Consider the following 13,012-nt stretch of genomic DNA (forward strand, 5'->3'; position numbering starts at 1 on the left):
ACCTTCCCTGGGAAAGTGTCCCCAGGGGGTTGCGGTTCGCTGACCGAGGCCAGCAGTGGTTAAGGAAAAACTATGCGACGTTGACGATCCGACCCAGCCGGTGGTCGGGTGTGAACTCGATGGCATTGATGACGGGGACGAATCGGTCCAGCATCACCGTGGTTTGCGATGCTTGACCTTTCTCGTCAAAGTCAACGGACACCTTGCGCTCCTTGCGCTTGTAGGTATCCCCCTTTATCAGGAGCGTTCTGCCGCCGGCGCCGTGGATCATTCCGACCACCTGGCCAGCCGCAAGGGCAAGCGCAAGGTGCCATGGCGTCAGATCGCGCAACGGCGGTCGACAAGCGCCGCCGACCTGACTGAACTGCGATGAAAGCCCGCTCCAAAGCAGACTCGATTCATACTTGTCCAGCTCGTCGCCGAGCTGCTCGGCATCGATCTGCACAGCGTGGAAGTCGAACTCCTGATCGACCTGCAGCGCAGGAATGACATATGGCTCCAACTCCCAGGAGTCTGGAATGACAGGGGCGCCCTCTTCCGAGGCCTGGGCCTCAGTCAGTGGCTGCAGGGCCGCCTTGGTGGCATGGGTTGCCCGGCAGCGCTTGCCAATCACAATGCATTGTCGAAACTGCTGCACTGGCGCCATGAAGATCCGCAGATCCTCAAAGTTGCGCACCAGGTAGCTGCGTATTTCGTCGTCGAGCGCGTAGTGCGGAATGATGTAGACAAGCACTCCGCCATAGGCGAGATATGGCAAGGTTTTCCGAAGAAAGGTTCGCTCCAGGCGCTCGGCCTTATCAGCCTCCGCCAACAGCGAGCGCTGGGCTGATTGATCGGCTACGCCGAAGCCATAAGGCGGATTTAGAAACAGCAGGCCCATGCTTCTCGGCTTGAGCACGACATCGTGCACGTCCGAATGAATCACACGGTCGAGGATTCCCTTTGCATGACGCGCTCTGTCACGGTCGAGCTCGATGCCAAAGGCCTCGGCACCGCCGATTCGCCCTCGATCGACGGTCAGTAGCTGCCGTAAATCGGCGAGCGCGCTGCCCTCGCCGCAGCAAGGGTCAAACATGCGTATACCCCCCTTCTCGGGCATCTGCAGCAGGTTTGAGATCCGGCGTATGGATTCCTCGTCCGTGGGGTAGTAGCCGTTTTTGACATAGTTGTGCGCCAGGCGCGAGAACATTAAGGCCATGGGCAGCTCCAGAAATAGAAAAGCCAGTCTCCTTATGGAGAGCTGGCTTGGTTAAAGAGGTGGTACGTCAGTACCGCTTAGAACGGGATCTCGTCAGGATCAAGACCCACGCCGGTAAGTTCTTGAACCTTTCCGTAGATGTCGAGGCGCGGCAATGCCCGCTTCAAGGCTTCTCGGTAGAGAGGGTTAGAGCGTGCATGCACCGCGATGACGGACGCTGCTGACTGCTGAGCAGGCAAGTCTTGAATGCGGCGAAAGGCCACGGTATCGGCAAGCGCCATTACGTCTTCAACGTCTGGCGACTGCAGCTCCTCAATCTCAGCACGCATCTCTAGGCGACGCATGATGTGAAAGAGCGCCTCATGATCGAACAGCCTCTGCACGGTCGACAGCATGCTGCCGCCTTCATGCATCCATATGCCATTGACATACCGGATCTGCTCCACGGTGCGGTCCATGAGACGACACTGGAAGGCTGTCAAGCCCAGCTCAGTTGCCTTAGCAATAGCGTCCTTCGCGATATAGAGCCGGTATTTCACCTCCATATGCGTGTCGTAGACCTCGTAGCGATGCGCGGGCTCATTCTGAGTCCACAGGAGAAGCTCTTTGAACGCAGCTTCATTTGCACTAATAGACATAGAGTCCTCCAAACAAGGCTCAGGGAACTCCAGCCCATAGGGACCAAAGCCCCATAGGGAAAGAAAATGCCAGCCCTGATTTCTCAGGGACTGGCACGGGTTTAAAGGTGGTCCTTCTGGGACCAGTGACCCTTCGCCCAGGCCTTTTCAGCCTTGGCTTGGGTATTCCAAGTCTCCAGAGATTCACGAGTGAACGGGCCACGCTCGGTACAAGTACCGAGGTAGAAGCCGCCTCCACTACGCAGAACCTGCATCGGCAGAACCTCGCCACATTGAGCAGCGAGAACGCCGTAAGTCACACCAGTAGTTGCTTGCGATTGAACGATTTGCGTCATGTCTTTTCTCCTGTTGATGGGGGAAAAGGACGAGCGCGCCCGAATGGGACACGGCCCATCCGGGGTTGAGAGAGGTTGAAAACGTGAGACACTTTCCAGATGACTGAAAAGCGTCCCCAGTTGAGAGTGATAACAGGGACTCCTCGTCTTGAGGAGCCTCTGGACCTAGTGCATCTTTTCGAGGAAATGGATGCGCGCGATGCGCTACCTATTCTTAGAAAGAGGATGCGTCAGCAGACGGCGGCGGCAAATTCCGCTCTTTCAATAGTTGAACCAAGCTCGACGGCATGCCGTCAAGCAGCTCCGGCTTTTGATAGCAAGAACTGATCAGCGTCACGATCGAACAAACCTGCCCTGGTGCAACCTGCTCGCGCAGTCGCATCAGTGCTTCGTAGTCCTGCTCGGTACACATCGCCACGAACTTGCGATAGGCGTCATGCATTTGCATGCGCTGGTCCTCAGACCAAGCAATGAGCTTAAGGCTGGAAGGTGTGCCCATGGAGACTCCTCCCGATAAGGAGCGGGCACGCCGGCCCTTGCGGACAGTTGTGCCCGCGAGGGTTATAGAAAAATGATGCCCATGGCATTGCTGCCTGCACTTTTCAAGGGCTCAAAGTGCGCGAAACCATATTGATGGTCAGATGGTTTCCCAGAAGATCCGCAATTGCTGCAGACACTCTGGGAACCCATCGGGCTCCCGGCATTGCCAGATTACAGTACCCAGGCCGCTAGGCTGGCCGGCTGTCACAACGGGCTCAGACAGCCAAGGAACGGCGCGGTCACGAGGCCGGCTTGGCTTTCACCGGACACGCACTATCGCAAAGCCGCTGCGCATCAGGTCGCAGCCACCCTAATTCCACCTTCCCGCTGCCTGGCTACCAGGCAGTAGGCTGATCCATATACGCGCGTTCACGCATATGGATCAGCCCGCTGATGCGGGCGATGGGCTTTATTTTGGATGCCAAGTTTGATCTTGGAACACAAATTTATAGGAGCCCAGTTGGCCGATGGCCTTGGTCTGCTCTCGCAACATCGAGCGATCGACAGTGGGATCGAGCTTCACTGGTTGAAGAGCGCGGATCTGATCCCAGTATTCCCGGAGCACTTCAGGAAGATCGGGCGTATCGACCTGACCTACATCTTCGACTGAGGACGCTTGTGCAATTGCTTGGGCTGGTTGCCCAGGGTTTCGCTTTATTCTCTCAATGCGCTCTCGCATCTGTTCGCCCAACCGCCTGGACCCCTCGGTCTTCGACTCGGTACTCGGCGCGGGCAGCGGAGCTGACCACACAGGCGTTTGAGACGCCAGGGATGGCGATTCAAGCAGTGGGTCGGGCTCGGCCAATTCCGTTTCGACAGGAGCGTCGGAGGCGCTATCGAGCTGCATGTCATGCAGCGTTGCTCTCATCTCCGTGACGGCTTTTCCAAACGCAATGTACTGGTGCAGAAAGATTCGGCTGATCCAAACAGTACCGTGATACTCGCCTTCTTCAAACTGATCCAGGAGTGAATCCTTGACCTTGAGTTCGCAGCACTGGTGGAATAGCTCCCCGACGCAGAAATCGCCGTAGCGGCCCCCTCGAATTTGTTTGACACGCAACGTCACGTTTTCGAGCTTTATCAAGCTTTTGCTCCATCAGATTGCGGAGCACCAGTCCAACGCGGGGCCAGGCCCGCGTGGGTGAAAGAAAAACACTCCACACGCATATGCCTGTGGAGTGCTGTTTGGAATCTCCAAAGGACTTCCGATCCTTTGGGAATGAGACAGAACACACCGGTTCGAGGTGTGCGTCAACGAGTGAAGTGTGTACCGTCTATAAGTGCCTCGGCCCGTAGGGCGCGCAAGTTTCAGAGGCTCACCTGCTTCGCTAGTTGCCTAGCATCCGGTTTGGTTTGAGTGATACCGGCAAACACTTGGAAAGGCTGAGAGCATAGCGCAATTCCAGGGAATTCGGGCCACAAATCACTCCCTGAATTGCTTTCGCAATTCAGGGGTGGGTGGCTACTGCTGATTACGCGTAATCATGTTCGCGTCGATCAGCATATCCGCCTTGCCGTTGATGGCCAGGCGTACTGCCGTACCCGCCAGAGCGGGCTGGCTGGCGCGTAGGCGCCGAAGGTGTACGGCCCTGCGGAGCAGGAGCACGATACTGAGGTTGCTGACGTGGAGCTGGAGCTTGTGCACGTTCCTGCGGTGCAGGTCCATGTGGTTGCTCATCCTGGCCGCCCTGCTCGGGACTGCCAACACCATGATCATCGTAGAACGCTTCATCGCCCTGCGGTTGACTGCCGACATGAGCAGCCTCCGCATTCGACTCGGCACGTTGATACACGAGCTGACCATCGACCCTCACCGAGTTCACAAGAATCAGACGGCCCTTGATGAGGCCGGCCAGTTCCTTCTTCCCGGTGGGGCGTCCCTTCTGATCACGCTCGTCTCGTTCATACGGGTGAGCATAGAGGTCAGCTATACGGAAAGAGATCAGCACCTTGCGGCGCTCATCAACTTCCTTTTGCAGACTTTCGATAAGCTCGATGGCCTCGGCAGAGGACACGCGCAAATCGAAGTAGGTGTAGTCAGGAGAATCCGCTGCCCCACGCAGCGCACTGATAGCGCAAGCGAGGAACGGTTCAGCCTTGCGACCACGACCAGTGGGCGTAACCCAACGAACACGGGACAAATATCCAATGCCGTTAGCGTGCAGGTTGAAAAACTCACGTTGAGCAGGTGCTTGTTGTTGCTGCATGATGACTCCAAATTTCCAATGTTTGGACGGAGCACAGCCACACCTGACCGCAAGGTCTGGATGGGGCGATGATCCCCATCCGGGTTGCGAGGTAATGCTTTGACCGATCCTTGGGGGATCGGTTGACGACTCTCAAAAGCTCAGTCGTCTATGTGTGCCCAAGGGCGTTCACGTGCAGGAGAATAAACGGTAGATTTCTGCCCGTCAAACAGTGTTGACAGTTGGCGCGGCGAGTTTGCGGGCGCTGGCCTTAATTGACCATCATTCCGAGACGTGATGACCGGCCTGCTTGTACTGACCACCGGCAGCAATCGACCCGTTGCGGTCCTTCGCCCCTCGGTAGCTAAAGTCTGCTTCACAGCAATTGCCGTCGTTCGCATCCGGACCTGAATACACGGTGCGTGGTATGAAAAGGCCTCGGCTCATCCGGGTTTCCATCTGCTTCAAAGGCCTTGGAGGGAGCAGCGGTGTTTCCGCCAGCGGGCGGTGTCCATACCATCTCAGTCGAATGCCGCAGCTAGTCAGAAAGAGCAGGCCGGTCATCTCGTTGTGGAATGATGGTCATTGAAGACCTGCGCCCGCAATAGATCAGCTCGAGCGTCATAGACTCCCAGTAGTCTCGTTCGGAAAGGCTCTGAAGCTGGTGCGGATGTGTCCTCATTCACCGGTACGAGAGGTACTCAACTTCGTAGAGCGAGCGACTAGAGAGCGCGTTGCGTGCGCTAGCGCTGGAATGCCTGGGTCACATACTCCACGAAGGCTTGGACGCGAGTGGCCATTTGATGACGCTGAGGGTATACCGCGTAGATATCGGCATCTGGAGTGTGCCATTGCGGCAGCACTTGCACGAGACGACCGCTATGCAAGTAGCGCTCAATGTCCCACTCGGCACGCATCAGAATGCCATGACCATCGAGGGCCCAGGTCACGGCAATTTCTCCATCATTGGTGGTGAGGTTTCCTCGTGTCTTTATGGTGCTCACCTTCGCGCTGCTCCCGCGCCCGCTGGAGAGTCTCCAGACACCATAAGCTTCCTCACCTTGGCGGATGCCTATGCAGTTGTGTTTGTTCAGATCATTGGGTACTTTGGGGGTGCCATGTGCAGCAAGATAGGCAGGGGATGCACACAGCAGACGGCGATTGGGTGCGATGCGCTTGGCAATCACTCTTGCATCTGGCGGTGGGCCGAATCGAATGCACACATCGAAAGAGTCGTCTGTCAGCGCTGGCGGGTTCACCGAAAGTTGAAGCTGTACCTCTACCAGGGGATGCTTGCGAACAAACCTGGATATGAGCGGTGATACATGCGTACGGCCAAAGCCCAGCGTCGCGTTTACCCGCAACAGTCCTTTTGGCGTGGCCTTTCCGTGGCCTAACAGGTGCTCCATGTTGTCAATCTCACCCAGGATGCGACGAGCATGCTCAAGGTACACCTCGCCCTCTGGTGTCAAGCTCATGCGCCTTGTCGTCCGGATGACGAGTGCCGTGTTCAGCCGGCTCTCCATCAGGGTAAGGTGCTTGCTCACTGCGGGCGTTGTAATGCCCAGCTCTCGTGCCGCTGCGCTCAAACTGCCTGCACGAGCGAGAACTGAGAAAAAACCAAGATCCGCAGGCTGGATGGATGCCGTCATATTTCCCCTGAGTGAGGTTGGAAGATCGTTAGCTTGAAGTAAACAATGGATTCACTTGCAGGCTGAATTCTAGGCTTTGACGTGCATATAGTCACTCATCGACTAACTACTCGGAGACCCTAGTGAAGACCTACAAAATTGCGACTATTCCTGGTGACGGCATCGGCAAGGAAGTGGTTCCTGCAGGCCAGCAAGTCTTGCAAGTGCTGGCCGAGCAGAGCAAGGCTTTCAGCTTCGAATTCGAAGACTTCGACTGGGGTGGTGATTACCATCGTAAGCACGGCGTGATGATGCCGGAGGACGGTCTGGACGCATTGCGTGGCAAGGATGCCATCCTGTTCGGCTCAGCAGGAGACCCCGATATTCCGGACCACATCACACTGTGGGGTCTGCGTCTCAAAATCTGCCAGGGCTTCGACCAGTACGCCAACGTGCGTCCCACGCGCATTCTGCCTGGCATCGATGCTCCACTGAAACGTTGCAAGCCCGAGGACCTGAACTGGGTCATCGTGCGCGAGAACTCCGAGGGTGAATACTCCGGCGTGGGTGGTCGTGTGCACCAAGGACACCCCATCGAAGCCGCAACCGACGTGTCCATGATGACCCGTGCCGGTGTCGAGCGCATCATGCGCTTCGCCTTCAAGCTGGCACAGTCGCGCCCTCGTAAGCTGTTGACCGTCATTACCAAGAGCAATGCGCAGCGTCATGCCATGGTGATGTGGGATCAGATTGCTCTGGAAATCTCCAAGGAGTTCCCTGACGTCAAGTGGGACAAGGAACTGGTGGATGCCGCCACCGCTCGCATGGTGAACAAGCCCGCCACGCTGGATACCATCGTCGCGACCAACTTGCATGCCGATATTCTGAGCGACCTGGCCGCCGCGCTGGCCGGAAGCCTGGGTATAGCCCCCACTGGCAATATCGATCCCGAGCGGCGCTATCCCAGCATGTTTGAGCCCATTCACGGCTCGGCCTTCGACATCATGGGCAAGGGCCTGGCTAATCCTGTCGGGACATTCTGGTCGGTGGTCATGCTTCTCGAACACCTGGGCGAGTTTGAGGCAGCAAAGCGCGTGATGAGCGCTGTTGAGAAGGTCACGGCAGACCCATTGCTCCACACCGGCGACCTGGGCGGCAAGGCTACCACCGTTCAGGTCACCAAGGCTGTCTGCGACGCGCTCGCGGCCAGTTAAAGCGCTCTTTCCAAGGGACCTACAACGCCGCAAGGCGTGTCAATCATCGAAGCTTGGCGGCGCTTGCTGTGCCGCTAGCTCTGCTGCAGCCGCCATCAAGAGCGGCCAGCTTATGAACGGACGGAGACAAGAGATGGAGTCCAGCGAAATCCGGCGACTGTTGCGTGCGATGTTCGACGCAGCCGTGGCCGCTGCACAGCCTGCCTTGTGCATTCCGCCTCACTTGCCAGCTGCGCCTAAAGGGCGCTTGATAGTCATCGGCGCGGGCAAGGCATCGGCCGCCATGGCACAGGCTGTCGAGGCGAACTGGTCGGGCCCGTTATCCGGCCTGGTCGTCACGCGATATGGCTACGCACAGCCGTGCCAACACATAGAGATTGTTGAAGCGGCACACCCTGTTCCTGATGCAGCGGGAGAGCAAGCCGCAGCCCGCATGCTCGATATGGTACGAGGCCTAACTGCGGATGATCTCGTGCTCTGCCTCATTTCCGGAGGCGGGTCGTCCCTGCTTCCGCTGGCCCTGCCTGGACTGACACTGGAAGACAAGCAATCGATCAATCGCGCATTGCTCCGCAGTGGTGCCAGCATTGGCGAGATGAATGTCGTCCGGCGGCACCTGTCCGCCATCAAAGGGGGACGGCTTGCAGCCGCGTGCTACCCCGCACCGGTGGTCAACCTTCTGCTGTCCGATGTGCCCGGGGACGATGCCATGGACATTGCATCCGGCCCCACGGTCGCCGATCCAACTACATGTGCGGATGCGCTCGCCATCCTGCGACGCCACTCCATAGAGATACCTCCCGCCGCACTCGCCCTTCTGGAAAGCGGTGCCGGTGAGTCCATCAAACCTGGCGACCCACATCTACCGTCCATCGAGACCCGCTTCATTTCTACGCCGCAGATGGCATTGGAGGCTGCCGCGAAGGTGGCAGCCTCGGCGGGTGTCGCCGTTCACATTCTGGGCGATGCGATTGAAGGCGAAGCCCGCGAGGTCGGCCGTGTCATGGGCGGCATCGCAAGCCAGGTAGCCCGTCGAGGGCAGCCTTTTGAAGCGCCCTGCGTGCTTCTGTCGGGGGGTGAAACCACCGTCACTGTACGTGGGAAAGGCCGGGGCGGGCGCAACGTCGAGTTCCTCCTGGCTCTTTGCATCGCGCTCGACGCCACGCATGGAGTGCATGCGTTGGCGGCGGACACAGATGGGGTGGATGGCCAGGAAGAAATTGCCGGTGCATTGCTCACTCCTGACACCCTGAGTCGCGCCAGGGAACTCCGGCTGCGCGCCAGAGACCACCTGGACGATAACGACGGACACGGATTCTTCGAGGCATTGGGTGATTCCGTGATCACCGGACCGACATGTACCAATGTGAATGATTTTCGGGCCATCTATATCGGAAGCCCTCAACCTGGAGCCTCGTAAATGCTTCATTTACGCAACGCAAAAATTCTCGCCACGCTTGGCCCCGTCAGCACTGAACGCAAAACCATTGAGGCCCTCGTACATGCAGGTGCCGATGTCTTTCGGTTGAACTTCAGCCACGGTACCCATGAAGACCATCGACGTCGTCATGAAGCCATTCGCGCCATCGAAGCAGAGCTTGGCCGGCCTATCGGCGTGCTGTTGGATCTGCAAGGCCCCAAGCTTCGCGTCGGCACGTTCAAGGAGGGGCCTGTTCGTCTCATCGAAGGCGCTACGTTTCGTTTGGACCTGGACAAAAGTACTCCTGGCGATGCGACTCGGGTATCTATGCCACACCCTGAGATATTTGCAGCACTCCGCCCTGGGGTAGACCTGCTTCTTGATGACGGACGCTTGCGGCTTTGTGTCGAGGAGGCCGGACTGGACTTCGCAGTGACCCGTGTCGTCACCGGCGGCATATTGTCCGAACGCAAAGGCGTGAATGTGCCGGGCGTAGTACTTCCGCTCTCCGCATTGACCCAGAAGGACCGGGATGACCTCGACTTCGGCCTCTCGCTCGGTGTTGACTGGGTTGCCCTGTCATTTGTGCAACGCGCTGCCGATATAGATGAAGTCAAAGCGATTGTGCAAGGCCGTGCAGCCATCGTCGCGAAGCTCGAAAAACCTGCGGCCATTGACAGCTTGGATGCCATCCTGACCGCAACAGATGCTGTCATGGTTGCACGCGGAGACCTCGGTGTAGAGATGCCAGCCGAACAGGTCCCTGCAATACAGAAGCGTATCGTCCGTGCTTGTCGGCGTCTAGGCAAGCCCGTGATTGTCGCAACGCAGATGCTCGAGTCCATGATCAATGCACCGGTTCCGACGCGAGCGGAAGCCTCTGATGTCGCAACGGCCATCTACGACGGAGCGGATGCGGTGATGCTGTCAGCCGAGTCGGCATCCGGTCAATTCCCGGTCGAGTCAGTGGCCATGATGAGCCGCATCATCGTGCAGACAGAGGCCGACCCTCAGTACCGCGCGTCGCTGGATGCCAGCCATACGCCACCCACAGCCCGGACCGCCGATGCAATTGGCTGGGCTGCACGTTCGGTTGCAAGCCTGTTGGACGTAGCAGTCATGGTCGCCTATACGAGCTCGGGCACATCGGCGCTCAGCATGGCGCGGGAGCGCCCAAGAGCTTCTATTCTGGGTGTGACGCCGCACGCGTCCACAGCACGCCGGCTATCCCTAGTCTGGGGCGTGAGGCCGGTTATCAGTGACGACGTACCCACGGTCGACAGCATGACTGATGTAGCAGTCGATGCCTCCATCCGCATTTTGAAGGCGCAGCCTGGCCAAACCATAGTGATTGCGGCCGGTCTGCCCTTTGCCACTCCAGGTTCCACGAACCTGCTGCGCATTGCGCAAGTACCTTGAGGTAAATATGGTAGTGATACAGAGCATCTCTGGATTCGAGATACTGGATTCGCGTGGCAATCCTACGGTGGCCGCTGAAGTCGTGTTGTCGGATGGCGCGCGCGGATTTGCAGCAGCACCGTCAGGGGCATCGACCGGCTCTCGTGAGGCCATTGAACTGCGTGACGGTAACCCCAGGCGCTATGGAGGAAAAGGCGTCACCAAGGCCGTCTCAAACGTGAACGGCGAGCTGCGCCGCGCGCTGGTCGGACAGGACGCATGCGATCAGGAGAACATAGACCGGCTCATGATTGCGTCGGATGGAACGCCCAACAAGGGCCGGCTTGGCGCTAACGCGCTGCTGTCTGTATCGCTCGCAGCCGCCCATGCCGCCGCCGCGTCAGCAAGCGAGCCTCTATACCGCCACCTCGCTAATGGCTGCTCGCCCAGACTGCCTATGCCCATGATGAACATCATCAACGGGGGTGCACACGCAGACAACAGCGTGGACATGCAGGAGTTCATGATTCTTCCCGTTGGAGCTCCCAGTTTTGGAGAGTCCATGCGCTGGGGCGTGGAGGTATTTCACGCGCTGAAGGCAATCCTCAAGACGCGAGGCCTGTCGACCGCTGTTGGAGATGAGGGTGGATTTGCCCCCGACCTACCTTCCAACGAGGCTGCAATTGAAGTCATTCTGGAGGCTATCGGGCTGGCAGGCTTCAAGTCAGGAAGCGATATTGCCTTGGGCCTTGATGTTGCTAGCTCTGAGTTTTTCTCCTCGGGCGTCTACAAGCTGGCATCAGAGGGTAAACAGTTCAGCTCGGAGCAATTCGCGGATTTTCTCGGCCATTGGGTGGATAGCTATCCCATCGTCACCATTGAAGACGGTATGGCAGAGGGTGATTGGATGGGTTGGGAGCTACTGACCGCCAAGCTTGGAAAAAAGGTGCAATTGGTTGGTGATGACCTGTTCGTCACGAACACCGAGATTCTGCGTGAGGGGATTGAGCGTAGCGCTGGGAACGCCATCCTTATCAAGCCAAACCAGATTGGCACCCTGACCGAAACATTGGCCGCTATCGATATGGCGGAGCGCGCCGGCTTTGCGTCTGTGGTCTCGCACCGCTCCGGAGAAACGGAAGACACCACGATCGCGGACTTGAGCGTCTGTACAGCCGCAACCCAAATCAAGACGGGGTCTCTATGCCGGTCAGACCGCATGGCTAAGTACAACCGACTGCTGCTCATCGAGAGCGAGCTTGGAGCCGCTGCCGCTTTCGCTGGTCGTTCATCCATTCGGCAGCTTCGGTAGCCGGCCTCGTGTTCAGGCATGTCTGTCGCTGCGGCATGCCTGCCCAGGCTTGCTGCCACTGTTGAATCTGAGTTAACCATGCATTCACCGTGGCAGCGGGTTCTTTCCTCAAAGGACCATAGAGTCCGTTTCATAAGCAAATAGGAGACAAGCATGAGCAACAAGCGTACCTTTCGAATCAAATTCCTGCCGGCGATTGCCATGGTGGCTGTGCTGTCCAGCACTGGAGCCATCGCGCAGAGCTTCCCTAGCAAGCCCATCACCCTTATCGTGCCGTTTCCGGCCGGCGGTACCACCGATGTGTTAGCTCGTTCACTTGGAGATCGCCTATCGCGTAGCTGGGGCCAACCGGTCATCGTAGACAACCGGCCTGGTGTGGGTGCAACTCTGGGTGCAAGCATGGTCGCCAAGTCAAAGCCCGACGGCTACACACTGCTGATTGGCGCGGTTCATCACACTATTGCGACGAGCGTATATCCGAAACTTTCCTACGATTTTCAGAAGGATTTCGCACCCATCACTGTGATCGCGATGGTTCCTAATGTCTTGGTTATTAATCCGCGCGTACCAGCAAAGAATGTGGCCGATCTCGTGGCGTTGGCAAAAGCCCAGCCGGGTAAGCTGAGCTACGGGTCCAACGGAAATGGCACAGCACAGCATCTGATTGGCACCCAGTTCACGAACATGACAGGGACGCAGATTCTGCATGTGCCCTACAAGGGCAGCGGCCCGTTGGCAACCGACTTGCTTGGCGGACAAATTTCAATGTCATTCGACACCATCACCCCCGTGCTTTCCCACATCAAGGCAGGCAAACTGACTGCTTTGGCGGTGACCACTGACAAGCGCTCACCAGCTCTTCCCGATGTACCGACTTTGGACGAAGCTGGTCTGAAAGGCTTTAACCTGGGTACGTGGTTCGGTGTTCTGGCTCCTGCAGCCACACCCAAAGACGTGGTGAGCAAGCTCAATGCGGAGATGGTCAAAATCATCCACTCACCGGAATTCCGCCAGAAGATGGAGGAGATTGGCGCTGACCCCATCGGCAACTCACCAGAACAGATGGCCAAACAGATTGGTGAAGAAACCCAGAAGTTCTCGAAGCTTGTGAAAGAGGGCAAAGTTGCAATTGAGTAATCC

12 protein-coding genes are annotated in these 13,012 nt (G+C 57.7%); 5 read left to right on the forward strand and 7 right to left on the reverse strand.

Annotated features, from left to right (window positions below):
• Positions 1–70: 70 nt before the first annotated feature.
• From DFO48_RS03780 to DFO48_RS03810, 7 genes are all read right to left on the reverse strand, one after another.
• On the reverse strand, positions 71–1,198 hold the full coding sequence (locus tag DFO48_RS03780) for a DUF6094 domain-containing protein (protein WP_003054986.1): 1,128 nt from the start codon (positions 1,196–1,198) through the stop codon (positions 71–73).
• A 77-nt stretch (positions 1,199–1,275) separates the two neighbouring features.
• Complete coding sequence (locus DFO48_RS03785) at positions 1,276–1,836, reverse strand: hypothetical protein (protein WP_114862565.1); 561 nt, start codon at positions 1,834–1,836, stop codon at positions 1,276–1,278.
• Positions 1,837–1,937: 101 nt separating this feature from the next.
• Positions 1,938–2,171: a hypothetical protein gene (locus tag DFO48_RS03790; RefSeq protein ID WP_003054981.1), complete on the reverse strand. Its 234-nt coding sequence runs from the start codon at positions 2,169–2,171 to the stop codon at positions 1,938–1,940.
• A 214-nt stretch (positions 2,172–2,385) separates the two neighbouring features.
• On the reverse strand, positions 2,386–2,670 hold the full coding sequence (locus DFO48_RS03795) for a hypothetical protein (protein ID WP_003054979.1): 285 nt from the start codon (positions 2,668–2,670) through the stop codon (positions 2,386–2,388).
• Between the two features lie 450 nt (positions 2,671–3,120).
• Positions 3,121–3,795 (reverse strand): DUF3275 family protein, encoded by a 675-nt coding sequence (locus DFO48_RS03800; RefSeq protein ID WP_003054976.1) that lies wholly within the window; start codon positions 3,793–3,795, stop codon positions 3,121–3,123.
• Positions 3,796–4,183: 388 nt separating this feature from the next.
• Positions 4,184–4,918 (reverse strand): DUF3577 domain-containing protein, encoded by a 735-nt coding sequence (locus DFO48_RS03805; RefSeq protein ID WP_034400598.1) that lies wholly within the window; start codon positions 4,916–4,918, stop codon positions 4,184–4,186.
• Positions 4,919–5,640: 722 nt separating this feature from the next.
• Positions 5,641–6,549: a LysR family transcriptional regulator gene (locus tag DFO48_RS03810; RefSeq protein ID WP_114862566.1), complete on the reverse strand. Its 909-nt coding sequence runs from the start codon at positions 6,547–6,549 to the stop codon at positions 5,641–5,643.
• 122 nt (positions 6,550–6,671) lie between these two features.
• Between DFO48_RS03810 and DFO48_RS03815 the strand changes: the two genes are divergently transcribed.
• The 5 genes from DFO48_RS03815 (at position 6,672) to DFO48_RS03835 (ending at position 13,009) form a co-directional block, all read left to right on the forward strand.
• Positions 6,672–7,742, forward strand: coding sequence for a tartrate dehydrogenase (locus DFO48_RS03815; RefSeq protein ID WP_114862567.1), 1,071 nt, complete (start codon positions 6,672–6,674; stop codon positions 7,740–7,742).
• Between the two features lie 133 nt (positions 7,743–7,875).
• Complete coding sequence (locus tag DFO48_RS03820; RefSeq protein ID WP_114862568.1) at positions 7,876–9,162, forward strand: glycerate kinase; 1,287 nt, start codon at positions 7,876–7,878, stop codon at positions 9,160–9,162.
• Positions 9,163–10,581, forward strand: coding sequence for a pyruvate kinase (gene pyk, locus DFO48_RS03825; RefSeq protein WP_114862569.1), 1,419 nt, complete (start codon positions 9,163–9,165; stop codon positions 10,579–10,581).
• A gap of 7 nt (positions 10,582–10,588) precedes the next feature.
• Complete coding sequence (gene eno / locus DFO48_RS03830; protein ID WP_114862570.1) at positions 10,589–11,872, forward strand: phosphopyruvate hydratase; 1,284 nt, start codon at positions 10,589–10,591, stop codon at positions 11,870–11,872.
• A gap of 201 nt (positions 11,873–12,073) precedes the next feature.
• Positions 12,074–13,009 (forward strand): tripartite tricarboxylate transporter substrate binding protein, encoded by a 936-nt coding sequence (locus tag DFO48_RS03835; protein WP_233506328.1) that lies wholly within the window; start codon positions 12,074–12,076, stop codon positions 13,007–13,009.
• The last annotated feature ends 3 nt before the right edge of the window (positions 13,010–13,012 follow it).

This window comes from Comamonas sp. AG1104 (genome assembly GCF_003350425.1).
GTDB lineage: Bacteria > Pseudomonadota > Gammaproteobacteria > Burkholderiales > Burkholderiaceae_C > Comamonas > Comamonas testosteroni.